Raw genomic sequence first — 22557 nt, forward strand, 5'->3', positions numbered from 1 at the left:
TCATTCTTGGTGGGTCCTGACGGCTCCTGCGGGGAGAGCGCATGACCCGGGCACACCTTGACAAGATCATGACCGTCCTGCTCGCCGGCGTCCTGGCCGGCCTCGTGCTCGCCGCGGCGGCCCTGCCGGCCGCGCTGGTGTTCGGGGTCGGCTTCTCGGCGCTCGCCGCGCCCTACTCGGAGCTGCCGAACACGCTGAGGACGCCGCCGACCGCCCAGCGGTCCAACCTGTACGCCAGCGACGGCACCACGCTCATCACGTCCTTCTACCAGGAGGACCGGGTGGACGTGCCGCTGCACGAGGTGGCCCCGGTGATGCGCCAGGCGATCATCGCCGCCGAGGACGCCCGGTTCCACGAGCACAGCGGTGTGGACCTGCGTGGGGTGATCCGGGCGCTCACCGCCAACAGCAGCGGCGGAAGCCGCCAGGGCGCGTCCACCCTGACCATGCAGTACGTCCGCAACGTGCTGTCCAGCGACCCGCGGCTGACCGAGCGCCAGCGCCGCGCGGCCACCGAGATCAGCGCGACGCGCAAGGTCCAGGAGATGCGGTACGCCCTCGCGCTGGAACGCGAGCTGGGCAAGGACGAGATCCTCACCCGGTACCTCAACATCGCCTACTTCGGCGCCGGGGCGTACGGGGTGGCCGCCGCGAGCAAGCGCTACTTCTCCAAGTCGCCGGCCGACCTGACCCTGGCCGAGGCGGCGCTGCTCGCCGGCCTGGTCCGCTCGCCGGACACCGACGACCCGATCAACGGCGACGCCGACGCCGCCGTGCAGCGCCGGGCGTACGTGCTGGGCCAACTCGTCGAGACCGGCCAGATCCAGGCCGCCGAGGCGGCCGGGGCCAACGCGGAGCCGCTCGCGCTGCGGCCCAGCGAGACCCCGAACGACTGCACGGCGGTGCCGGCTGCGCACAACGACTGGGGTTTCTTCTGCGACTGGTTCACCCGCTGGTGGAACGCCCAGGACGCGTTCGGCAAGACCGTCGACGAGCGGCAGCTCGCGCTGCGCCGGGGCGGCTACTCGATCGTGGCGTCGCTGGACCCGGCGGTGCAGCGGGCCGCCACCGAGCAGGTCCGGCGGATCTATCCGGCGGAATCCCCGTACGCGCTGCCGACCGCGGTGGTCCAGCCCGGCACCGGCCGGGTGCTGGCCATGGCGGTGAACCGGAACTACAGCGTGGACGCCAACCCGAACGGGTCGAAGAACCGCCCGAACACGGTGAACCAGCTGGTGGCCGGCGGCGGTGCGATCCAGGGCTACCAGGCCGGCAGCACGTTCAAGCTGTTCACCGTGCTGGCCGCGCTGGAGTCGGGCCTGCCGCTGAGCACCGAATTCGACGCACCCGACCGGATCCTGACCGGCTACCCGGTGACCGGCCCGACGAGCTGCGACGGGTACTGGTGCCCGCGCAACGCCAACTCGTCGATGGACGGCGAGCACACGATGTGGAGCGCGTTCGGCCTGTCGGTCAACACGTACTTCGTCTGGTTGACCGAACGGGTCGGCGCGGACCGGGTGGTGGAGATGGCCGAGCGGCTGGGCATCGTGTTCCGGGCCCCGGACGACGAGCGGCTGGCCCGCCACGGCGCCCGCGAGTGGGGGCCGTTCACGCTGGGCGTGTCGGCGACCACCCCGCTCGACGTGGCGAACGCGTACGCCACGGTGGCGGCCGAGGGGACCTGGTGCGCGCCGCTGCCGGTCGTGAAGATCATCGACGCGGCGGGGCGGCCGGTCGCCGCCGGGCAGCCGGACTGTCGGCAGGTGGTGGACCGGGAGGTGGCCCGGGCGGCGGCGGACGCGGCGCGCTGCCCGGTCGGCGACCGGTCGATGTACCGGGGGTGCGACGGCGGCACCGCGGAGAGCCTGCGCCGGCAGCTCGGCCGTCCGGTGGCCGGCAAGACCGGTAGCTCCGAGGGGTACGGCACGGAGACCGTGGTCGCCTTCACGCCCCAGCTCGCGGTCGCGGCGATCGCCGCCAACCCGGACGACCCCCGGGACCCGGTCGGCCGGACGGTGCAGAGCCGGATGGTGGGTGCCGTGTCCGAGCTGATGTCGTTCGTCCTGCGCGATCAGCCGGTGCTGGACTTCGTGCCGCCCAGCGAGGTGACCGCCTTCGAGGTCACCGGTGGGCGGAGGGGCGACTAGCGACGGCGAGCTCCGCCGCCTCCGCGCTCCGGGCGATGTTGCGCGCCATCCCGCCGAAGACCACCGCGTGGAACGGCGCCACCGCGCCCCAGTAGGCGTGGCCGGACAAGCCGCGCGGCAGGAAGACGGCGCGCTGCTGGTACCGGCTGCCGCCGCCGTCGCCCGGCAGCACCCGCATCTCCAGCCAGGCCCGGCCGGGCAGGCGCATCTCGGCGCGCAGCCGCAGCATCTCGCCGGGGACGATCTCCTCCACCCGCCAGAAGTCCAGCGCCTCACCGACCTGGAGGCGGTGCGGGTCGCGCCGGCCCCGGCGCAGCCCCACCCCGCCGATCAGCCGGTCCAGCCAGCCGCGCACCGACCAGGCCAGCGGGAACGAGTACCACCCGTGCTCGCCGCCGACGCTCTCGATCACCCGCCAGAGCGCGTCCGGCGGGGCGGCCACGGCCCGCTCCCGCACGTCCGTGTAGGACGTGCCGCCCGACCACTGGGGATCACTGGGCAGCGGCTCGGCCGGCGCGCCCGAGCCGACCGCCGTGGACCAGCGGGTCTCCACCTGCCCGTCGCGGACCTTGGCCAGGGCCATCCCGACCGCCTGGTCGAAGCCGGTCAACCCGCCCGGCGGGTCGGGCACGTACGCGGCGATGTCGTGCTCGTGCGCCACCGCCTCGTGGACCAGGCTCTCCACCAGCGGCCGGGCGATCGCGTTCGGCACCGGCGTGATCAGCCCGACCCAGTAGGAGGAGAGCGCCGGGCTCAGCACGCGGACCGGCAGGATGACCCGCCGCCGCAGGCCGGCCACCCGCGCGTACCGCTGCATCATGTCGTGGAACGTGAGCACGTCCGGCCCGGCGACGTCGAAGCCGCGGTTGACCTCCGGCGGCAGGCCGGCGGCGCCGACCAGGTAGCGCAGCACGTCCCGGACCGCGATCGGCTGGATCCGGTTGCGGACCCAGCGCGGGGTCACCATGCCCGGCAACCGCTCGGTCAGGTAGCGCAGCATCTCGAAGGAGGCCGAGCCCGAGCCGATGATGACCGCCGCGCGCAGCACCGCCGTCGGCACGCCGCTCGCCAGCAGGATCCGCCCCACCTCCGCCCGGGAGCGCAGGTGCGGCGAGTGGACCTCGACGCCGGCCGGCGGCTCCGGCCCGCCCAGGTAGACGATCCGGCGTACGCCGGCGGCGCGCGCCGCCGCGGCGAAGTTGGTGGCCGCCTCCCGGTCGGCGGCCTCGAACCCCGCCTGGCCGAGCGAGTGCACCAGGTAGTACGCGACGTCGATCCCCGCCAGGGCGGGCCCCAGCGTCTCCGGCTTTCGCAGGTCGGCCTCGACGACCTCGGCCCGCGACGCCCACGGCACGTCCCGCAGCCGGCCGGCCCTGCGGACCAGGCAGCGTACGTCGTGCCCCTCGGTCAGCAGGCGGGGCGCGAGGCGCCCGCCGATGTAACCCGTCGCTCCGGTGACCAGGCATCGCACAACCTCCAGTGTGCCGCCCCATAGACTCTGGCGTCGTGGACATCGACACGGCGCCGACCTACTGGGGACCGGACTTCGACCAGTTACGGGCGACCGACCCGGAGATCGCCGACGTGGTCCTCGGCGAGCTGGCCCGGCTGCGTGGCGGTCTGCAGCTCATCGCCAGCGAGAACCTGACCTCGCCGGCCGTCCTCGCCGCGCTCGGCTCGACGCTCACGAACAAGTACGCCGAGGGCTACCCGGGCCGGCGCTACTACGGCGGTTGCGCCGAGGTGGACCGGGCCGAGGAGATCGCGATCGCCCGGGCGAGGGAGCTGTTCGACGCCGAGCACGCCAACGTGCAGCCGCACTCCGGCGCGAGCGCCAACCTGGCCGCGTACGCCGCCCTGGTCCAGCCCGGCGACACCGTGCTCGCCATGGACCTGCCGCACGGCGGGCACCTCACCCACGGCAGCCGGGTGAACTTCTCCGGCAAGTGGTTCGCCACCGTCGGCTACACCGTCCGGCGGGACACCGAGCTGATCGACTACGACGAGGTACGCGACCTGGCCCTCGCCCACCGGCCAAAGATGATCATCTGTGGCGCGACGGCCTACCCCCGGCTGATCGACTTCGCGCGCTTCCGTGAGATCGCCGACGAGGTCGACGCGTACCTCATGGTCGACGCCGCGCACTTCATCGGGCTGGTCGCCGGCGGGGCGATCCCGTCGCCGGTGCCGCACGCCGACGTCGTCTGCTTCACCACCCACAAGGTCCTGCGCGGCCCGCGCGGAGGCATGATCCTCTGCCGGGAGTCGCTGGCCCAGCGCGTCGACAAGGCGGTCTTCCCGTTCACCCAGGGCGGCCCGCTGATGCACGCCGTCGCGGCCAAGGCGGTCGCGCTGCGCGAGGCCGCGCAGCCCGCCTTCCGGGGGTACGCCGCCCAGGTGGTCCGCAACGCCCAGGCGCTCGCCGCCGGCCTCGCCGACGAGGGGATGCGCCCGGTCTCCGGGGGCACCGACACCCACCTCGCCCTGCTCGACCTGCGGGAACTCGGCGTGACCGGGGCCGAGGCCGAGGCGCGCTGCGACGCCGCCGGCATCACGCTGAACAAGAACGCCATCCCGTACGACCCGGAGAAGCCGATGACCGCCTCCGGCATCCGGGTCGGCACGCCGAGCGTCACCACCCAGGGCATGGGCGAGCCGGAGATGCGCCGGATCGCCGGCCTGATCGCCCGGGCGGTCCGCACCGACCCCGCCGCCGCGGGTGGGGCCGACGGGCTGGCCCGGGTGTCCACCGAGGTGGCCGAGCTGGTCGCCGACTTCCCGGCGTACCCCCGTGGCTGAGCCGGAGGTGCGCGGGCCGGCGGCGCCGACGGCCGACGACCGGCGGTGGCGGCTGCGGCACCTGCCGGTGCTGCTGGCCGCCAGCGGCCTGCTCGCGGCGGCGGCCGCGGTGGCCGGCGCGCTCGCCGGCGGCACCGACGCGGCCCTGGGCGCGGCGCTCGGCGTCGCCGTGACCGCCGCCAGCTACACCCTCACCACCGTCGTGCTGGCCTGGGCGGACAGCGTCAACCCGCAGCTCGTGCTCCCGTTCGGCCTCGGCCTGTACGCGGCGAAGTTCACCCTGCTCGGCGTGGTGATGGTCGGCGTGGCCTCGACCGGCTGGGCCGGGTTGATCCCGCTCTGCCTCGGCATCGCCGCCGGGGTGGTGGTGTGGACCGGCGTGCACATCTGGTGGCTGACCACCGTCCACGCACGCCGGTCGGTCTAGAGGTCCGTCCCACACCTCGGACGCCGGCAAAATGTGTCCGGCATGGGTCATTCTCTAGGTGGCCGAACGGGAGTAGCGTGCCTCCAGACGACGCTGGTTGCCAGACGCCCACACAACGACGGTTGTGCGGGGGGTGAGGCACAGCCTCGTCTTCCCGGCTGATATCGTTCGCCCCGTCATGGCTGGTGACCAAACCCCCCGACCCAGCGGCGGCCCGGACGATGTTCCGTCCGGTGCCGGCCAGGGTTGGACCGCGCTCTCCTACCTGATCGCGGGCATGCTCGTGTGGGGTTTCATCGGCTGGCTGGTCGACAGGTGGCTCGGCACCGGTGGCGTCGCCACCGGGATCGGCGTCGTGCTCGGCATGGCCGGGGGAATCATCCTGGTCGTCCGCAAGCTCGGCACGCCTACTTAGGAAGGGACGCGGTGTTCGGACAGGCGAACGTCCTGGCACAGGGCGAGGCAGCTTTCCCTCCCAGCGTGGAGGATTTCTACCTGCCCAGCATCGTGCCGTGGGGTGCGGAGAACTCCTACTGGTTCACCAAGATCACGGCGATGGTGTGGCTCGCCGTCGGCATCCTTATCATCTTCTTCCTGGCCAGCTACCGGAAGCCGCAGCTGGTGCCGACGAAGAAGCAGTGGCTCGCCGAGTCCGTCTACGGCTTCGTGCGGAACAACATCGCGGTCGACATGATCGGGCACGCGGGGGTGCGGTTCGCGCCGTACTTCACCACGCTCTTCTGCTTCATCCTGCTGACCAACTTCTTCGCGATCGTTCCGTTCCTGCAGATCTCGCCGAACTCGCATATCGCCTTCCCGGCGTTCCTCGCCGTGATCAGCTACGTGCTCTTCATCTACGCCGGCATCCGTCACCACGGCGCCGGCAAGTTCTTCAAGAACTCGCTGATCCCGCCGGCGCCCTGGTACATCCTGCCGCTGCTGATCCCGATCGAGTTCTTCTCGACCTTCCTCGTGCGGCCGTTCTCGCTGGCCGTCCGTCTCTTCGCGAACATGTTCGCCGGCCACATGCTCCTGCTGGTCTTCACGCTCGGCGGCTTCGCGATGCTGAACGCCAACGTCTGGCTGGCACCGGTGTCGGTGCTGTCCTGGGCGATGACCGTCGCGCTCACCTTCCTCGAGTTCCTGGTGATCGTCCTGCAGGCGTACGTCTTCACGGTCCTGACCGCGAGCTACGTGCAGGGCGCGCTCGCCGACGAACACTGATCCAACCCGCACCAACCGTTGTCGTCCCGCGTGACCGTCACGCGTGATAACCAGGAGGAACCACTAATGGACATCGTCGCCGCGGTAGAGGGCAGCACCGCCGCCATCGGCTACGGCCTCGCCGCCATCGGCCCGGGCATCGGCGTCGGCCTGGTCTTCGCCGCCTACATCCAGTCGACCGCCCGCCAGCCGGAGTCGTCCCGGATGACCCTGCCGTACGTCTGGATCGGCTTCGCCGTCATCGAGGCGCTCGCGCTGCTGGGTATCGCGTTCGGCTTCATCTGGCAGGGCAACCTCTAATTCGGCCCGAAGACCGGGAGGTCATCCATGTTCTTCCTCGCCGCAGAGGGTGGTGAGTCCGCCCACAACCCGATCGTGCCGATCTGGCAGGAGATCGTGGTCGGGCTCGTCGCCTTCGGTCTGCTCGCCTTCGTGCTGATGAAGTTCGTCTTCCCGCGGATGGAGCAGACGTTCCAGGCGCGGGTCGACGCCATCGAGGGGGGCATCAAGCGTGCCGAGGCCGCGCAGGCCGAGGCGAACCAGCTCCTCGAGCAGTACCGGGCGCAGCTCGCCGAGGCGCGTACCGACGCCGCCAAGATCCGGGACGACGCCCGGGCCGACGCCGAGGGCATCCGCCAGGACGTCCTCGCCAAGGCGCGGGAGGAGTCCGACCGGATCATCGCGGCCGGCCGGGAGCAGCTCGCCGCCGAGCGGGCCACCATCGTGCGCGAGCTGCGCACCGAGGTCGGCGCGCTGGCGGTCGACCTGGCCAGCAAGATCGTCGGTGAGTCGCTCGCCGACGAGGCGCGCCGCAAGGGCACCGTCGACCGGTTCCTGAGCGGTCTCGAGAGCGCGGGGGCCCGCTGATGCAGGCCGCCAGCCGGGAGTCGTACAAGGTCGCGGCCGACCGCCTCGACGCGTACGTCCGTGGCGCGGAGCCGTCGGCGGTGGCCGCCACCGCCGACGAGCTCCTGTCCGTCGCCACGCTGCTGCGGCGCGAGCCGCGGCTGCGCCGGGCGCTCTCCGACCCGGCCCGCTCGGGCGAGGACCGGGTCGGCCTGCTCACCGGAATCCTCGGCGGCAAGGTCGGCGCGGACACGCTCGACCTGCTGACCGCCCTGGTCTCCGGTCGCTGGTCGGCTCCGTCGGAGCTTCTCGACGGCGCCGAGCGGCTGGGCATCGAGGCGCTCCTGGCCAGCGCCGACAAGGCCGGCGAGCTGGGTGAGGTCGAGGACGAGCTGTTCCGCTTCGGGCAGGTCGTCGCCGGCTCTCCGGAGCTGTCCAACGCGCTTTCCGACCCGATGGCCCCCGTCGAGCAGCGGGCCATGCTTGTCGACGGGCTGCTCGCCGGCAAGGCCCGTCCGGTCACCGGACGCCTCGTCGGGATCGCGCTCGCCGGGTTCGGGGGACGCAACTTCCACGGCGCGCTCACCCGGCTGGTCGAGCTCGCCGCCGACCGGCGTGACCGGCAGGTGGCGTACGTGACCGTCGCGGCCCCGTTGAGCGAGGAGGAGGAGCGCCGGCTGGGCGCGAGCCTCTCCGCCATATACGGTCGGGAGGTCTCCGTCAAGCAGACGGTGGACCCCGAGGTGCTCGGTGGCGTGAGCGTCCAGGTCGGCTCCGACCTGTACGACGGCACCGTCCTGCGCCGCCTCAACGAGACCCGCAACGCGCTCGCGAAGCGCTGAGCCGGCGCCGCCGCGCCAGCGCCCTGACTAGACGCCATTCGGACCGGTCGGTACTAGGTATCCCGGGCCCCTGATACTTAAGGAAGCAGAGGATGGCCGAGCTGACCATCTCGACGGAGGAGATCCGCGGCGCCCTGGAGCGCTACGTCTCCTCCATCTCGTCCGACGTCTCCCGCGAGGAGGTCGGCACCGTCGCCGACGCCGGCGACGGCATCGCCCACGTCGAGGGCCTGCCCTCGACCATGACCAACGAGCTCCTGGAGTTCGAGGACGGCACGCTCGGCGTGGCGCTGAACCTCGACGTCCGGGAGATCGGTGTCGTCGTCCTCGGCGACTACGCCGGCATCGAGGAGGGGCAGCGCGTCAAGCGCACCAACCGGGTGCTCTCCGTGCCGGTCGGCGACGCCTTCCTCGGCCGCGTGGTCAACGCGCTCGGCCAGCCGATCGACGGCCTCGGCGAGATCCCGAACGAGGGCTACCGGGAGCTGGAGCTCCAGGCCCCGAACGTGATGTCCCGCCAGTCCGTCTCCGAGCCGATGCAGACCGGCATCAAGGCCGTCGACGCCATGACGCCGATCGGCCGGGGCCAGCGGCAGCTGATCATCGGTGACCGGAAGACCGGCAAGACCACGGTCGCCCTGGACACCATCCTCAACCAGCGCGACAACTGGCGCTCCGGCGACCCGAAGAAGCAGGTCCGCTGCATCTACGTCGCCGTCGGCCAGAAGGCCTCCACGATCGCCTCGATCAAGGGCATCCTGGAGGAGGCGGGCGCGATGGAGTACACGACCATCGTCGCCTCCCCGGCCTCCGACCCGGCCGGCTTCAAGTACCTGGCCCCGTACACCGGCTCGTCCATCGGCCAGCACTGGATGTACGGCGGTAAGCACGTCCTGATCGTCTTCGACGACCTGAGCAAGCAGGCCGAGGCGTACCGGGCCGTGTCGCTGCTGCTGCGCCGCCCGCCGGGCCGCGAGGCGTACCCGGGTGACGTCTTCTACCTGCACTCCCGCCTGCTGGAGCGCTGCGCGAAGCTCTCCGACGAGATGGGTGGCGGCTCGATGACCGGTCTGCCGATCATCGAGACCAAGGCGAACGACATCTCGGCGTTCATCCCGACCAACGTCATCTCCATCACCGACGGCCAGATCTTCCTGGAGACCGACCTGTTCAACCAGGGCGTCCGGCCGGCCATCAACGTCGGCACCTCGGTCTCCCGGGTCGGTGGCGCCGCGCAGGTGAAGCCGATGAAGAAGGTCGCCGGTTCGCTGCGGCTGAACCTGGCCCAGTACCGCGAGCTGGAGGCGTTCGCCGCCTTCGCCTCCGACCTGGACAAGGCCTCCCGGGCCCAGCTGGAGCGCGGCTCCCGCCTGGTCGAGCTGCTCAAGCAGCCGAACTACTCGCCGTACCCGGTGCAGGAGCAGGTCGTCTCGGTCTGGGCCGGCACCGAGGGCAAGCTCGACGACATCCCGGTCGGCGAGGTACGGCGCTTCGAGTCCGAGTTCCTCCAGTACCTGCGCCACAAGCATGAGGGCGTCCTGGCGGGGATCGCGGACAACAAGTGGGACGACGAGATCATCGGCTCGCTCGACTCGGCGATCACCGAGTTCAAGAAGCTCTTCCTCGGCAAGGACGAGGAGCGGCGGATCAACGAGCCCGCGGCGGCCCCGCTGGAGGGCGAGGAGAACCGCGAGACGGTGACCCGGTTCCGCGACGGCACCACCGACCGTCCGGCCGAGAGCTGACCGATGGCCGCCCAGGTACGCGTACTTCGCCAACGGATCCGCGCGGCGAAGTCGATGAAGAAGATCACCAAGGCGATGGAGCTCGTCGCGACGAGCCGCATCGCCAAGGCCCAGGCCCGGGTGGAGGCGTCCCTGCCGTACGCCCGGGCCATCACCGGGGTGCTCACGGCGCTGGCGTCCAACGCGCGGATCGACCACCCGCTGCTCACCCCGCGTGAGCGCGTGCGGCGGGCCGGTGTCCTCCTGGTCACCAGCGACCGGGGCCTGGCCGGTGGCTACAGCACCAACGCCATCAAGACCGCGGAGTCGCTGATCGCCCGGCTGCGCGCCGACGGCAAGGAGCCCGTGCTCTACGTCATCGGCCGCAAGGGCGTCCAGTACTACCGGTTCCGCAACCGGCCGATCGAGGCGAACTGGACGGGGTTCTCCGAGCAGCCGACCTTCGCCGACGCCCGCGAGGTGGGCCAGACGCTGATCAAGGCGTTCTCGGCCGGCGCGGACGACGCCGACGGTGGCCCCGGGCCCGACGGGATTCTCGGCATCGACGAGCTGCACATCGTCTTCACCGAGTTCAAGTCCCTGATGACCCAGACCCCGGTCGCGAAGATCATCGGGCCGATGGAGGTCGAGGACCGGCCGCGGTCCGAGGGCCTGCTCCCGGCGTACGAGTTCGAGCCGGAGGCGGAGGCGCTGCTCGACGCGCTGCTGCCGAAGTACATCAACACGCGGATCTACGCGGCGTTGATCGAGTCGGCGGCGAGCGAGTCGGCGGCCCGGCGGCGGGCGATGAAGAGCGCCACGGACAACGCCGAAGAGATGATCGAGAAGTACACGCGCGAGATGAACTCGGCCCGCCAGGCCGGGATCACCCAGGAGATCAGTGAGATCGTCGGCGGCGCGAACGCGCTGGCCGCGTCGGGAAGTGAAGTGTGATGACTGCCCCAGTAGAGACCAAGACGGCCACCGGTCGCGTGGTCCGGGTCATCGGCCCGGTCGTCGACGCCGAGTTCCCGCGTGACGCCATGCCGGAACTGTTCAACGCCCTGCACGTGGACGTGACCCTCTCCGGCGGTGAGAAGACGCTGACCCTCGAGGTCGCCCAGCACCTGGGTGACAACGTGGTCCGCGCCATCTCGATGCAGCCGACCGACGGTCTGGTCCGTGGCGCCGTGGTGCGCGACACCGGCTCGGGGATCAAGGTGCCGGTGGGCGACACGGTCAAGGGCCACGTGTTCAACGCGATCGGCGAGTGCCTCAACCTCACCGAGGGCGAGACGCTCAACCCGGACGACCACTGGCAGATCCACCGCAAGGCCCCGGCCTTCGCGGACCTAGAGCCGAAGACCGAGATGCTGGAGACCGGCATCAAGGTCATCGACCTGCTCGCCCCGTACGTCAAGGGCGGCAAGATCGGCCTGTTCGGCGGCGCCGGCGTGGGCAAGACGGTGCTCATCCAGGAGATGATCACCCGGGTCGCCCGCAACTTCGGTGGTACCTCGGTCTTCGCCGGCGTGGGTGAGCGCACCCGCGAGGGCAACGACCTCATCGCCGAGATGACCGAGTCCGGCGTCATCGACAAGACCGCGCTGGTCTACGGCCAGATGGACGAGCCGCCGGGCACCCGGCTGCGCGTCGCCCTCTCCGCGCTGACCATGGCGGAGTACTTCCGCGACGTGCAGAAGCAGGAGGTGCTGCTCTTCATCGACAACATCTTCCGCTTCACCCAGGCCGGTTCCGAGGTGTCCACGCTGCTCGGCCGGATGCCGAGCGCCGTGGGTTACCAGCCGACCCTGGCGGACGAGATGGGCGAGCTCCAGGAGCGGATCACCTCCGTCCGGGGCCAGGCCATCACCTCGATGCAGGCGATCTACGTGCCCGCCGACGACTACACCGACCCGGCGCCGGCCACCACGTTCGCCCACCTGGACGCGACCACCAACCTGGAGCGGTCGATCTCCGACAAGGGCATCTACCCGGCCGTGGACCCGCTGGCGTCCTCGTCCCGGATCCTCGCCCCGGAGTTCGTCGGCGAGGAGCACTTCGCGGTGGCCACCGAGGTCAAGCGGATCCTGCAGCGCTACAAGGACCTGCAGGACATCATCGCCATCCTCGGTATCGAGGAGCTCTCCGAGGAGGACAAGCTCACCGTCGGCCGGGCCCGCCGGATCGAGCGCTTCCTGTCGCAGAACACCTACGCCGCCGAGCAGTTCACCGGCGTGCCGGGCTCGACGGTCCCGATCCAGGAGACCATCGAGGCTTTCAAGAAGATCAGCGAGGGCGAGTACGACCACTTCCCCGAGCAGGCCTTCTTCATGTGCGGCGGTCTGGAGGACCTGGAGCGCAAGGCCAAGGAGCTGATGGCGCAGGGCTGAGCCCCGCCGCTGGCGACCGCCGCCGGGCACCACCCGCGGCGACCGGGAGGCCGTCCCCCTCGGGACGGCCTCCCGTTCATCTTCCGGTCCCACCACGATCACTGTCCGTTTCCGGCGGTCGGCGATCATGCCGGGTGCGAGGTACCGTTCATGCGCGCGCTTTCGTGACTGCGCGCGGAACCGTGCAACCAATCGGCTGCGTGCGCCCGTCTCCTGATCGTGGGCGTGACGAACGGAGATGATCGTGGGTAAGGCCGGCAACGGCGGCAGGGCGAAGAAGCCGTCCGTGTGGGCGGGCGTGCCGCGTTGGGCCCGGGTCTGCACCGTGTTCGGCGCCGTCCTGATGCTCCTGAGCGGTGTCGCGCTGGCGGGCACCGAGGTGCTGATGGCCCGCTACGAGGGCGCCGTGGGCAAGGCGGACCTCTTCGGCGACCAGGCGGCCGGCGCAAAGGAACGCAAGAGCGACATCAAGGGCCCGCTCAACATCCTGCTGGTCGGCATCGACCCCCGTAGGCCGGAGCAGCCGCCGCTGGCCGACTCGATCATGGTGCTGCACGTGCCGGAGGGGCTCGACCGGGGGTACCTGTTCTCCCTGCCGCGTGACCTCTACGTCGACATCCCGCGCTTCGAGAAGGCCGGCTACAACGGCGGCCAGGACAAGCTGAACGCCGCCATGTCCTACGGCAGCCGCAAGCAGGGTGAGAACCCGAGCGCGGCGCAGGGCTTCGAGCTGCTCGCGAAGACGGTCCAGCAGGTGACCGGGATCGAGCGGTTCGACGCCGGTGCGATCATCAACTTCAGCGGCTTCATCAAGATCGTCGACGCGATGGGCGGCGTCACCATGAACATCGAGCGCGAGGTGCGCTCGGAACACCGCCGCCCCGACGGCACGCACCGCGAGCTCCGGCCCGGCGGCGGGGGCTACCTGGGCCCGCAGGCCGTCTACGAGAAGGGCAAGCAGCACCTGGAGGGCTGGCAGGCGCTGGACTACGTCCGGCAGCGCTACCCGAAGAACGGCGTTCCGGACGGCGACTACGGCCGCCAGCGCCACCAGCAGCAGTTCGTCAAGGCGATGGCGAGCCAGGCCTTCAGCGCCGACGTGGTGACCAACCCGATCAAGCTGGACCGGGTGCTCCGGGCCGCCGGCCAGTCGCTTGTCTTCAACGGCCGGGGGCACAGCGTCGTCGACTTCGGTCTGGCGCTGAAGAACCTCCGCCCGAACAGCATCCAGATGATCAAGCTGCCGGGCGGCGGCATCATCGAGAACGGGAAGTACCGGGGCGAGCGCTTCGAACCAGCCGTGCAGGACTTCTTCGACGCCCTGGAGAACGAGCAGCTCGACGCGTTCCTACTGGAGCACCCGAAGTTCCAGAACAAGGCGAGCTGACCACCGTACGCGTTCCCGGCACGGGCCCGAGTGGCGTAGGTCTCGCCACCCGCGTTACGGGCCCGCAGGTGGCGAGACTAGACTTTCGGCAACCCGCCGCCGCAGCAAGGAGACAGCGTGGCACAGCAGCTTCACGTCGAGCTCGTAGCCGTCGAGGAGAAGGTCTGGTCCGGCGAGGCCGAGATGGTCGTCGCCCGGACGACCGAGGGTGAGCTGGGTGTGCTGCCGGGGCACGCGCCCCTGCTCGGCCAGCTCGCCGAGCCCGGTCAGGTGCGCATCAAGCTGGCCGGCGGCGAGCAGATCGCCTACGAGGTGGCCGGCGGTTTCCTGTCGGTGAGCGACGAGGGCGTGACCGTCCTGGCCGAGAGCGCCACCCCGGCCTCCGCCGCGCAGGGCCGCTGAGCATCCGCCGCAGATGGAGATCGTCGAAGGGATCGGAATCGGCGTCGCCGTCATCCTCGGTGCGCTTCTGATCCTCTTCGTCCGGCGGGCTCTGGTCGCCCGCAGCGGAGGCATCATCCGGCTCAGCGTCCGGACCTCCACCATGCTCGACGGCCGGGGCTGGGCGCCCGGCTTCGGCCGCTTCGTCGGTGACGAACTCCGCTGGTACCGCATGTTCAGCTTCGCCCTCCGTCCCAAGCGGGTCCTGTCCCGCAAGGGCCTGGCGGTGGAGCGCCGCCGGCTGCCCGAGGGGCAGGAGCGGTTCGCGATGCCCGCCGACTGGGTGATCCTGCGTTGTACCAGTCACCACGCCCCGGTCGAGATCGCCATGGCGCGCTCCACCGTAACCGGGTTCCTCTCCTGGCTCGAGGCCGCCCCTCCGGGGGCGGTCTCGCCGCGTCTGGCCGCTCAGGACTGGCCCGCCGCCTGACGTCGCCCGCGCCCGCCGCACCGGTCCGGTCCAGGCGGCCGGCTGCCTAGTTCGGTGGCGAGGCGACGAGTTCGACTTCGTACCCCTGGTCGTCGGCGAGGTAGGCGGCGTACGTTCCCGGGCCGCCGGCGCGCGGATGGCGGTCCGGGAAGAGCAGTGACCAGCCGTGCGCCGGCGCCGCCGCGACCAGGCGGTCGACGGCGGCCGGCGGGCCGGCGTGGAAGGCCAGGTGGTTGAGGCCGGGGGCGAGGCGGTCGTGGGCCGGTCCGGACAGCGCGGGGGAGCACTCCAGCACCAGGTACGTCGGGCCGAGCCGCCAGGAGCGGCCCGCGGGCCACTCCTGGAACGGCGTCCACCCCAACTCGCCGAGGAGCCAGCCCCAGCTACGGATGGCGGCCGGCAGGTCGGGTACCCAGACCTCGACGTGGTGCAGCGCGCCGGTGCGGGGAGCCGACGGCTGCGCGGTCAGCGCTCACCGCCCGGCACCCATAGCACATCTCCGGCCGGATTTGCCGTTCTTGACAGGATAAAGAGCAGATCGGAGAGCCGGTTGAGATACTTTGCCGGGAGAGAGCTGGTCCGATCGGGGTCGTGCGCCACCAGGGCCCACGCCGCACGCTCGGCGCGCCGGGCGATCGTCCGCGCCACGTGCAGCAGCGCCGCGCCCGCGGTGCCGCCGGGGAGGATGAAGGAGTCGAGCTTGCTCAGGCGTGCGTTGTACCCGTCGCACCAGCCCTCGAGGCGCTCGACGTACTCCTCGGTGACCCGCAGCGGCGGATACTTCGGGTCCGGCTCGACCGGGGTGGCCAGGTCGGCGCCCACGTCGAACAGGTCGTTCTGGATCGACCCGAGGACCGTCCGCAGCTCATCGTCGAGCTGGCCGAGAGCGAGCGCGACGCCGATCGCCGCGTTGCACTCGTCGACGTCCGCGTACGCGGCGATCCGCGGGTCGGTCTTCGGAACCTCTTCGTTGTTGTTCAGCCTGGTCGTGCCGGCGTCGCCGGCCTTGGTGTAGATGCGCGTGAGGTGGACGGCCATGACGCACAGCCTACGGATACCGGACCTGACCATCCCGGCACGGCCGGGGTCCGGCTGGCCGGCCGGCGTGGGGCCCGGGGACGCGGGCGATCCGGCGGTCGGCGACGTCGATGTCATCCGGGTCCGCGGTGGCGCCCGGCTGACCGGGACCGTGCACGTGGTGGGCGCCAAGAACTCGGCGCTGAAGCTCATGGCCGCGGCCCTGCTCGCGCCCGGCCGTAGCGTCATCACCAACGTGCCGCGGATCACCGACATCGCGATCATGGGCGAGGTGCTCCGCCGGCTCGGCTGCGGGGTCCGGTTCGACGCGGACGACCCGGTGGACCCGATGGTGGCGCACGGCGGGGTCGCCCGGTCCCGGTCGGTGACCATCGACGTGCCGGACCTGCCCGGCGTCGAGGCGGACTACGACCTGGTCCGCCGGCTGCGCGCGTCGATCTGCGTGCTCGGCCCGCTGCTGGCCCGCCGCGGCTGCGTCCGGGTGGCGCACCCCGGCGGCGACGCGATCGGCTCACGCGGGCTGGACATGCACGTGTCCGGGCTGACCCGGATGGGCGCCGAGATCTCCGGCGAGCACGGCTTCGTGATCGCCTCGGCCCCGGACGGGCTGCGCGGCGCCGAGATCGTGCTGGACTTCCCGAGCGTCGGCGCCACCGAGAACCTGGTGATGGCGGCGGTGCTCGCCGAGGGCACCACGGTCATCGACAACGCCGCCCGGGAGCCGGAGATCGTCGACATCTGCACGATGCTCAACCAGATGGGTGCCCTGATCGACGGAGCCGGCACCTCGACCCTGACCATCGTCGGCGTACCCGGACTGCGCGCGGTGCGGCACGCCACGGTGGGGGACCGGATCGTCGCCGGGACCTGGGCCTTCGGCGCGGCGATGACCCGCGGGGACGTGACCGTGACCGGCGTGCCGCCGGCCTTCCTCGAGGTGGCCCTGGACAAACTGGTGGCCGCGGGCGGGCTGGTCGAGACCCGGCAGGACGCCTTCCGCATCCGGATGGCGGACCGGCCGCGCGCCGTGGACGTGGTGACGCTGCCGTACCCCGGGTTCGCCACCGATCTGCTGCCGATGGCGATCGGGCTCGCCGCGGTCAGCGACGGCGCGTCCCTGATCACCGAGAACATCTTCGACGGGCGGTTCATGTTCGCCAACGAGATGATGCGGCTGGGCGCGGACATCAAGACCGACGGGCACCACGCCGTGGTCCGCGGCCGCGACCGGCTCTCCGGCGCGCCGGTCCGGGCGACCGACATCCGGGCGGGCGCGGGCCTGATCATCGCCGGCCTCTGCGCCGACGGGGTCACCGAGGTGTCGCACGTGCACCACGTCGACCGGGGTTACCCGGACTTCGTGGCGGACCTGCGGGCCCTGGGCGTGGCGGTCGACCGCGGCACCGCGCCCGAGGAGCCGGACCTGGTGATCTGACCGCCCTTAGCAGTCGTTCAGGCTCGCCGACTAGGGTCTGTCGGGTAGGCACCCAATCAGGCGAGGGAGTGAGCAGATGGCGGGTCGACTGGCGGTCGTCGGGGCCGGGCTGATGGGCTCGGGCATCGCCCAGGTGGCGGCGCAGGCGGGCTGGCAGGTGACGTTGCGGGACCTGGACGACTCGGCCACCAAGCGCGGCGTGGACGGCATCCGGAAGTCGCTGGAGAAGTTCGCGGCGAAGGGCGTCATCGAGGCGTCCGAGGTCGAGGCGGCGCTCGGCCGGATCACCCCCACGACCGACCTGGAGGCGGCCGCGGACGCGGACATCGTGGTCGAGGCGGTCTTCGAGAAGATCGAGATCAAGCACGAGGTCTTCCGCGCGCTGGACAAGATCTGCAAGGCCGACGCGGTGCTCGCCACCAACACCTCGGCCATCCCGGTCACCCAGATCGCCACCGCGACCCAGCGGCCGGAGTCGGTCGTCGGCACCCACTTCTTCTCGCCGGTGCCGATGATGAAGCTCTGCGAGCTGGTCCGGGGCTACAAGACAAGCGACGAGGCGCTCGCCACGGCGAAGGCGTTCGCCGAGGGCATCGGCAAGACCGTGGTGGTGGTCAACCGGGACATCGCCGGCTTCGTGACCACCCGGCTGATCTGCGCCCTGGCGATGGAGGCGATCAAGCTCGTCGAGTCCGGCGTGATCTCCGCTGAGGACCTGGACACCGCCTGCAAGCTCGGCTTCGGCCACGCCATGGGCCCGCTGGCCACGGTCGACCTGACCGGCGTGGACGTGCTGCTCAACGCCACGAAGAACATCTACACCGACACCGCCGACGAGAAGTTCTTCCCGCCGGAGCTGCTCCAGCGGATGGCCACCGCCGGTGACCTGGGCCGCAAGACCGGCCAGGGCTTCTACCCGTACTGAGGTGAAAGGAGGGGTCCCTTGTTAACACCCGGTGTTAACAAGGGACCCCTCCTCTACCGCAGGCGTTAAGAAGGGGCCCTTCCTTACACCTCAGCCGTCGCGGCGGGTGGTCCAGCGGAACGTGCCGAGGCAGAGCAGCAGGCCGATCACGCACCAGGCGGCCAGGACCAGGGCGACCCGGCCCAGCTCGAACGACCCGCCCGGCTCCTGGCCGCCGAACGTGTCCGGCAGGAACACCGAGCGCAGCCCCTGGCACATCCACTTGAGCGGGAAGAGCGCCGCCACCTGCTGCATCCAGCTGGGCAGCTGGGTGAAGACGAAGAACACCCCGGAGATGAACTGCAGGACCAGCGCGACCGGGGTGACCACGGCGGAGCCGCTGCGCGCGGTCCGTGCCAGCGACGAGATCGCGATGCCGCACAGTGTGCAGGCGGTGATCCCGAGGGCGGAGACCCAGCCGAACGTCAGCCACTTCGCGGCGGTGCCGGGCAGCTCCAGGTCGAACAGGGCGACCGACACGGCGAGCAGCAGCGCGGTCTCCGCGACGCCGATGACCACGACCATGATCACCTTGCCGGCGAAGTACACCCACTTCGGCATCGGCGTGCCGCGGTAGCGCTTCAGCACTCCCCGGTCCCGCTCGATCGGGATCCAGATGCCGAGGTTCTGGAAGCTCACCGTCATCAGGCCGGCGGCGATCATGCCGGTGATGAAGTACTGCGGGTAGCTCACCCCCGGGGCGATCTCACCGTCGAAGATCGCGGCGAAGATCAGGATCATGATGACCGGGAAGCCCATCGTGAAGACGACGGACTCCCGGCTGCGTAGGAACTGGGTGATCTCCATCCGGCCCTGCCGCAGCGCGAGGGCGAGCGGTCCGGGCCGGCGCGACGGTGTCCCGGTGGCCGGCGTGGCGGGCTTCAACGTCGTGGTCATCGCTGTCCGATCATCTTCAGGTAGACGTCCTCGAGGGTCGGCCGGGTCACCGTCAGGCCGGGCACCTCGCCGCCGAAGCGCGCGGCCAGTTCCGCCACCAGCGCCGTCGGCGTCGCGCTCGCCGCGCTCTCCACGACCCCCTCCGGCGTACGCCAGGAGACCGTCGCGAGGGCCTCCTGCCGGTTGCCCAGCCGTTCGGGTACGGCCACCTCGACCAGCCGCCCGCCGGCGATCACGCCGACCCGGTCGGCGAGGGCCTCGGCCTCGTCCAGGTAGTGCGTGGTCAGCACGATCGTCGTGCCGGCGGCCGCCAGATCGCGGATCAGCTCCCAGAACTCGCGGCGCGCCTCCGGGTCGAAGCCGGTGGTCGGCTCGTCGAGGAAGAGCAGTTCGGGGCGGCCGACGATGCCGAGCGCCACGTCGAGCCGGCGTTTCTGGCCGCCGGAGAGGGTGTGCGTACGGGCGCGCGCCTTGCCGGCCAGCCCGACGCGGGCGATCACCTTCTCCGGGTCGTCCGCCTCGGGGTAGAAGCCGGCGAAGTGGTGGACCACCTCGGCGACGGTCAGCTCGTCGAACTCGCCGGTGCCCTGGAGCACGATCCCGACCCGGGAGCGCCAGTCGCTCGCCGGGCTCGCCGGGTCGCTGCCCAGCACCGAGACCTCACCGGCGTCGCGCCGCCGGTAGCCCTCCAGGATCTCCACGGTGGTGGTCTTGCCGGCGCCGTTCGGGCCCAGCAGGGCGAACACCTCGCCCCGGCGGACGTCCAGGTCCACCCCGGCCACGGCCACGTTCGGGCCGTACGCCTTGCGCAGTCCCCGTACGGAGATCGCGAGCTCGTCTTCCATGGCGTCAAGTGTGCTGCCTGGTCACGGGCGGCCGGCGCCCGGGGTGTGGCGGTTGCGGACACACCGGGCGCTTGTGCCCATGGTGTCCGCGACATGGACCTGTGTGGTTTTCCACAACCCGTTTTACTGAACGGTAACTTAAACTCCGGCCATGGACGAGAAGGCTCTCCCAGGTCGGCTGCCCGAGCGGGACCGCCCGTGGGTGATGCGCACCTACGCCGGGCACAGTTCGGCCGCCGCGACGAACGCGCTCTTCCGCCGCAACCTGGCGAAGGGGCAGACCGGGCTCTCGGTCGCCTTCGACCTGCCGACCCAGACCGGGTACGACCCCGACCACGAGCTGGCCGCCGGCGAGGTCGGGCGGGTGGGCGTGCCGGTGGCGCACCTCGGCGACATGCGGGCCCTCTTCGCGGGCATCCCGCTGGCCGAGATGAACACCTCGATGACCATCAACGCCCCGGCGATGTGGCTGCTCGGCCTGTACGGCACCGTCGCCGCGGAGCAGGGCGCGGAACTCCACCGCTGCGCCGGCACCACGCAGAACGACATCATCAAGGAGTACCTGTCCCGCGGGACGTACATCTTCCCGCCGGCGGCGTCACTGCGGCTGACCGCCGACGTCATCGCGTACACGCTGCGCGAGATGCCGAAGTGGAACCCGGTCAACATCTGCTCGTACCACCTTCAGGAGGCCGGCGCGACCCCGGTGCAGGAGGTGGGCTTCGCGCTCGCCACTGCCGTCGCGGTGCTCGACGCGGTCCGTGACTCCGGCCAGGTGCCCGCCGACCGGATGGGCGACGTGGTCCAGCGGATCAGCTTCTTCGTCAACGCCGGGGTGCGCTTCGTCGAGGAGATCGCCAAGATGCGCGCGTTCGGCGCGCTCTGGGACGAGATCACCCGGGACCGGTACGGCGTCTCCGAGCCCCGCCAGCGTCGCTTCCGGTACGGCGTCCAGGTCAACTCGCTCGGCCTGACCGAGGCGCAGCCGGAGAACAACATCCAGCGCATCGTGCTGGAGATGCTCGGCGTCACCTTCTCCCGCGACGCCCGGGCCCGCGCCGTGCAGCTGCCCGCCTGGAACGAGGCGCTCGGCCTGCCCCGCCCCTGGGACCAGCAGTGGTCGCTGCGCATGCAGCAGGTGCTCGCATACGAGTCGGACCTGCTGGAGTACCCGGACCTGTTCGAGGGCTCGCACGTGATGACCGCGCTTGTCGACGACATCGTCACCGGGGCGCGCGTCGAGCTGGAGAAGGTGCTGGAGATGGGCGGTGTCGTCGCGGCCGTCGAGACCGGCTACCTCAAGAGCGCCCTGGTCGCGTCGCTGGCGGACCGGCGCCGCCGGATGGAGGCCGGCACCGACGTCGTGGTGGGTGTGAACAAGTTCGTCGAGACCGAGCCGTCGCCGTTGACGGCCGCCGGCGCGGAGGCGATCGAACAGGTCGACCCGGCGGTCGAGGCGACCGCCGCCGCGGGCGTACGCGAGTGGCGGGCCGGCCGGGACGCGGCGGCCGTGGACGCGGCGCTCGCCCGGCTCCGCGCGGACGCCGCGACCACCACGAACCTCATGGCGGCGACGCTGGAGTGCGTGCGCGCCGGGGTCACCACCGGGGAGTGGGCGGGCGCGCTGCGGCAGGTGTTCGGCGAGTACCGGGCACCCACCGGGCTGGCCGGCGCGGCCGGCGCCGGCGGGGACGGGACGCTGGCCGCCGTCCGGGAGCGGGTCGCGGCCACCGCCCGCGAGATGGGCAGCGGGCGGCTGCGGCTGCTCGTCGGCAAGCCCGGTCTGGACGGGCACTCCAACGGTGCCGAGCAGATCGCGGTACGCGCCCGCGACGCCGGCTTCGAGGTCGTCTACCAGGGCATCCGGCTGACTCCCGGGCAGATCGTGGCCGCCGCGGTCGAGGAGGACGTCGACCTGGTCGGCCTGTCCGTGCTCTCCGGCTCGCACCTCGCGGCCGTGCCGGCGGTGCTGGACGGCCTGCGGTCCGCCGGTCGTGGTGACCTGCCCGTGGTGGTCGGCGGCATCATCCCGGCCGTGGACGCCGACGCGCTCCGCGAGGCCGGCGTGGCCCGGGTCTTCACCCCGAAGGACTTCGCGCTGACCGGCATCATCGACGAACTGGTGACCGTGGTCCGCGAAGCCAACGGCTTGAAGTGAAAGGAAGGGCCCCCTGTTAACGCCTGGCGTTGTACAGGGGACCCTTCTTAACGCTCGCGTCAGCGGCTCGCGTACGTCATGCAGTCGGCCATGTCGTTGTCCGGACCCACCTTGATCCCCGGCGCGTGGCACTCCAGTTGGTCGTTGTGCCGGCAGTCCGCCCGCTGGCACGCGCCCACCTGGGCGATCAGGCCGTCCACCCCGGCCCGGACCGCGGGCATCTCGATGAACGTGTGGCAGTGGGCATGATCCTGGCTGCCGATCGTGATGGCGAAGGCGTGGCAGTCGCCGGTGTGGTTGTACGCGCACGCCGCGACCACACACTCCTGGACGCGGGGCATCTCCATCGCTGCGGTCATGCCAACCTCCTTGTGTGTCCTGGTCTCATATTAGGCTTTTGTCGGCCTTGGTGGCTTTGAAACGGGCCTTGCGGGTCGCCCACGGTCAAGATCGCGCTGCGACGCAGATGTCAACGCCGTTGCGTTAGGGCTGTGATCGGCGGGTCAACCCCTGCTGGATAGTGGGAACGGGACTCCTGGTAGATCAACTTGTGTCGA

Annotated in this window: 23 protein-coding genes; 17 read left to right on the forward strand and 6 right to left on the reverse strand. The window is 71.2% G+C overall.

The window, feature by feature from the left end:
* Nucleotides 1-41 precede the first annotated feature (41 nt).
* Entirely contained in the window at nt 42-2150 is a 2109-nt protein-coding gene (locus tag ABTW87_RS28220; RefSeq protein ID WP_350654247.1) for a transglycosylase domain-containing protein, read from the forward strand.
* Here the strand turns inward: ABTW87_RS28220 and ABTW87_RS28225 are convergent.
* On the reverse strand, nt 2125-3621 hold the full coding sequence (locus ABTW87_RS28225) for an SDR family oxidoreductase (protein WP_350654249.1): 1497 nt from the start codon (nt 3619-3621) through the stop codon (nt 2125-2127). The two genes, ABTW87_RS28220 and ABTW87_RS28225, sit on opposite strands and share 26 nt — an antisense overlap.
* A 41-nt stretch (nt 3622-3662) precedes the next feature.
* On the opposite strand from ABTW87_RS28225, the gene glyA reads away from it, so the two are divergent.
* The 13 genes from glyA (at nt 3663) to ABTW87_RS28290 (ending at nt 14663) form a co-directional block, all read left to right on the forward strand.
* Nucleotides 3663-4949, forward strand: coding sequence for a serine hydroxymethyltransferase (gene glyA / locus ABTW87_RS28230; protein WP_350654282.1), 1287 nt, complete (start codon nt 3663-3665; stop codon nt 4947-4949).
* Complete coding sequence (locus ABTW87_RS28235; protein ID WP_350654251.1) at nt 4942-5376, forward strand: hypothetical protein; 435 nt, start codon at nt 4942-4944, stop codon at nt 5374-5376. The genes glyA and ABTW87_RS28235 overlap by 8 nt, the downstream gene beginning before the upstream one ends.
* A 178-nt stretch (nt 5377-5554) precedes the next feature.
* Nucleotides 5555-5791: an AtpZ/AtpI family protein gene (locus ABTW87_RS28240; protein WP_350654253.1), complete on the forward strand. Its 237-nt coding sequence runs from the start codon at nt 5555-5557 to the stop codon at nt 5789-5791.
* Between the two features lie 11 nt (nt 5792-5802).
* Complete coding sequence (gene atpB, locus ABTW87_RS28245) at nt 5803-6600, forward strand: F0F1 ATP synthase subunit A (RefSeq protein WP_350654255.1); 798 nt, start codon at nt 5803-5805, stop codon at nt 6598-6600.
* Between the two features lie 66 nt (nt 6601-6666).
* Nucleotides 6667-6900, forward strand: coding sequence for an ATP synthase F0 subunit C (locus ABTW87_RS28250; protein WP_012184046.1), 234 nt, complete (start codon nt 6667-6669; stop codon nt 6898-6900).
* Between the two features lie 27 nt (nt 6901-6927).
* Nucleotides 6928-7467 (forward strand): F0F1 ATP synthase subunit B, encoded by a 540-nt coding sequence (locus tag ABTW87_RS28255; RefSeq protein ID WP_350654256.1) that lies wholly within the window; start codon nt 6928-6930, stop codon nt 7465-7467.
* Nucleotides 7467-8288, forward strand: a complete 822-nt coding sequence (locus ABTW87_RS28260; RefSeq protein ID WP_350654257.1) for a F0F1 ATP synthase subunit delta — start codon at nt 7467-7469, stop codon at nt 8286-8288. The genes ABTW87_RS28255 and ABTW87_RS28260 overlap by 1 nt, the downstream gene beginning before the upstream one ends.
* A 92-nt stretch (nt 8289-8380) precedes the next feature.
* Complete coding sequence (gene atpA / locus ABTW87_RS28265) at nt 8381-10033, forward strand: F0F1 ATP synthase subunit alpha (RefSeq protein ID WP_350654259.1); 1653 nt, start codon at nt 8381-8383, stop codon at nt 10031-10033.
* Between the two features lie 3 nt (nt 10034-10036).
* Nucleotides 10037-10966, forward strand: coding sequence for a F0F1 ATP synthase subunit gamma (locus ABTW87_RS28270; protein WP_350654261.1), 930 nt, complete (start codon nt 10037-10039; stop codon nt 10964-10966).
* Complete coding sequence (gene atpD, locus ABTW87_RS28275) at nt 10966-12405, forward strand: F0F1 ATP synthase subunit beta (protein ID WP_350654262.1); 1440 nt, start codon at nt 10966-10968, stop codon at nt 12403-12405. Before ABTW87_RS28270 ends, atpD begins: the two co-directional genes overlap by 1 nt.
* 238 nt (nt 12406-12643) lie before the next feature.
* Nucleotides 12644-13792 (forward strand): LCP family protein, encoded by a 1149-nt coding sequence (locus ABTW87_RS28280; protein ID WP_350654263.1) that lies wholly within the window; start codon nt 12644-12646, stop codon nt 13790-13792.
* A gap of 117 nt (nt 13793-13909) precedes the next feature.
* Nucleotides 13910-14194, forward strand: a complete 285-nt coding sequence (locus ABTW87_RS28285; protein WP_350654264.1) for a F0F1 ATP synthase subunit epsilon — start codon at nt 13910-13912, stop codon at nt 14192-14194.
* 13 nt (nt 14195-14207) lie between these two features.
* Nucleotides 14208-14663: a DUF2550 domain-containing protein gene (locus ABTW87_RS28290; protein WP_350654266.1), complete on the forward strand. Its 456-nt coding sequence runs from the start codon at nt 14208-14210 to the stop codon at nt 14661-14663.
* Between the two features lie 46 nt (nt 14664-14709).
* On the opposite strand, the gene ABTW87_RS28295 is transcribed toward ABTW87_RS28290, so the two are convergent.
* Both ABTW87_RS28295 and ABTW87_RS28300 read right to left on the reverse strand, forming a co-directional pair.
* Complete coding sequence (locus ABTW87_RS28295; RefSeq protein WP_350654284.1) at nt 14710-15132, reverse strand: VOC family protein; 423 nt, start codon at nt 15130-15132, stop codon at nt 14710-14712.
* Nucleotides 15129-15701: a cob(I)yrinic acid a,c-diamide adenosyltransferase gene (locus ABTW87_RS28300; RefSeq protein ID WP_350654268.1), complete on the reverse strand. Its 573-nt coding sequence runs from the start codon at nt 15699-15701 to the stop codon at nt 15129-15131. Before ABTW87_RS28300 ends, ABTW87_RS28295 begins: the two co-directional genes overlap by 4 nt.
* Between ABTW87_RS28300 and murA the strand changes: the two genes are divergently transcribed.
* The gene (murA, locus tag ABTW87_RS28305) at nt 15700-17136 is read left to right on the forward strand and encodes a UDP-N-acetylglucosamine 1-carboxyvinyltransferase (RefSeq protein ID WP_350654270.1); all 1437 of its coding nucleotides are present in this window, start codon (nt 15700-15702) and stop codon (nt 17134-17136) included. The genes ABTW87_RS28300 and murA overlap by 2 nt on opposite strands.
* Before the next feature lie 76 nt (nt 17137-17212).
* Nucleotides 17213-18061 (forward strand): 3-hydroxyacyl-CoA dehydrogenase family protein, encoded by an 849-nt coding sequence (locus ABTW87_RS28310; RefSeq protein ID WP_350654271.1) that lies wholly within the window; start codon nt 17213-17215, stop codon nt 18059-18061.
* A 90-nt stretch (nt 18062-18151) separates the two neighbouring features.
* Here the strand turns inward: ABTW87_RS28310 and ABTW87_RS28315 are convergent, their stop codons facing one another.
* Nucleotides 18152-18997: an ABC transporter permease gene (locus ABTW87_RS28315; protein ID WP_350654272.1), complete on the reverse strand. Its 846-nt coding sequence runs from the start codon at nt 18995-18997 to the stop codon at nt 18152-18154.
* Nucleotides 18994-19842: an ABC transporter ATP-binding protein gene (locus ABTW87_RS28320; RefSeq protein ID WP_350654274.1), complete on the reverse strand. Its 849-nt coding sequence runs from the start codon at nt 19840-19842 to the stop codon at nt 18994-18996. The genes ABTW87_RS28315 and ABTW87_RS28320 overlap by 4 nt, the downstream gene beginning before the upstream one ends.
* A gap of 151 nt (nt 19843-19993) precedes the next feature.
* On the opposite strand from ABTW87_RS28320, the gene ABTW87_RS28325 reads away from it, so the two are divergent.
* The gene (locus tag ABTW87_RS28325) at nt 19994-22000 is read left to right on the forward strand and encodes an ethylmalonyl-CoA mutase (RefSeq protein ID WP_350654276.1); all 2007 of its coding nucleotides are present in this window, start codon (nt 19994-19996) and stop codon (nt 21998-22000) included.
* 59 nt (nt 22001-22059) lie between these two features.
* On the opposite strand, the gene ABTW87_RS28330 is transcribed toward ABTW87_RS28325, so the two are convergent.
* Nucleotides 22060-22359 (reverse strand): DUF1540 domain-containing protein, encoded by a 300-nt coding sequence (locus tag ABTW87_RS28330; protein ID WP_350654278.1) that lies wholly within the window; start codon nt 22357-22359, stop codon nt 22060-22062.
* Nucleotides 22360-22557: the final 198 nt, after the last annotated feature.

This window comes from Micromonospora sp. NPDC126480, assembly GCF_040302465.1.
Lineage (GTDB): Bacteria > Actinomycetota > Actinomycetes > Mycobacteriales > Micromonosporaceae > Micromonospora.

What these genes read in the sequence shown, in the direction of transcription:
- ABTW87_RS28325 (WP_350654276.1), top strand. Translation starts at nt 19,994, where the DNA reads ATGGACGAGAAGGCTCTCCCAGGTCGGCTGCCCGAGCGGGACCGCCCG.
- murA (WP_350654270.1), top strand. Translation starts at nt 15,700, where the DNA reads ATGACGCACAGCCTACGGATACCGGACCTGACCATCCCGGCACGGCCG.
- ABTW87_RS28300 (WP_350654268.1), bottom strand. Translation starts at nt 15,701, where the DNA reads ATGGCCGTCCACCTCACGCGCATCTACACCAAGGCCGGCGACGCCGGC.
- ABTW87_RS28330 (WP_350654278.1), bottom strand. Translation starts at nt 22,359, where the DNA reads ATGACCGCAGCGATGGAGATGCCCCGCGTCCAGGAGTGTGTGGTCGCG.
- ABTW87_RS28220 (WP_350654247.1), top strand. Translation starts at nt 42, where the DNA reads ATGACCCGGGCACACCTTGACAAGATCATGACCGTCCTGCTCGCCGGC.
- ABTW87_RS28260 (WP_350654257.1), top strand. Translation starts at nt 7,467, where the DNA reads ATGCAGGCCGCCAGCCGGGAGTCGTACAAGGTCGCGGCCGACCGCCTC.
- ABTW87_RS28255 (WP_350654256.1), top strand. Translation starts at nt 6,928, where the DNA reads ATGTTCTTCCTCGCCGCAGAGGGTGGTGAGTCCGCCCACAACCCGATC.
- ABTW87_RS28250 (WP_012184046.1), top strand. Translation starts at nt 6,667, where the DNA reads ATGGACATCGTCGCCGCGGTAGAGGGCAGCACCGCCGCCATCGGCTAC.
- ABTW87_RS28315 (WP_350654272.1), bottom strand. Translation starts at nt 18,997, where the DNA reads ATGACCACGACGTTGAAGCCCGCCACGCCGGCCACCGGGACACCGTCG.
- atpD (WP_350654262.1), top strand. Translation starts at nt 10,966, where the DNA reads ATGACTGCCCCAGTAGAGACCAAGACGGCCACCGGTCGCGTGGTCCGG.
- ABTW87_RS28270 (WP_350654261.1), top strand. Translation starts at nt 10,037, where the DNA reads ATGGCCGCCCAGGTACGCGTACTTCGCCAACGGATCCGCGCGGCGAAG.
- ABTW87_RS28320 (WP_350654274.1), bottom strand. Translation starts at nt 19,842, where the DNA reads ATGGAAGACGAGCTCGCGATCTCCGTACGGGGACTGCGCAAGGCGTAC.
- ABTW87_RS28240 (WP_350654253.1), top strand. Translation starts at nt 5,555, where the DNA reads ATGGCTGGTGACCAAACCCCCCGACCCAGCGGCGGCCCGGACGATGTT.
- atpA (WP_350654259.1), top strand. Translation starts at nt 8,381, where the DNA reads ATGGCCGAGCTGACCATCTCGACGGAGGAGATCCGCGGCGCCCTGGAG.
- ABTW87_RS28290 (WP_350654266.1), top strand. Translation starts at nt 14,208, where the DNA reads ATGGAGATCGTCGAAGGGATCGGAATCGGCGTCGCCGTCATCCTCGGT.
- ABTW87_RS28310 (WP_350654271.1), top strand. Translation starts at nt 17,213, where the DNA reads ATGGCGGGTCGACTGGCGGTCGTCGGGGCCGGGCTGATGGGCTCGGGC.
- ABTW87_RS28280 (WP_350654263.1), top strand. Translation starts at nt 12,644, where the DNA reads ATGATCGTGGGTAAGGCCGGCAACGGCGGCAGGGCGAAGAAGCCGTCC.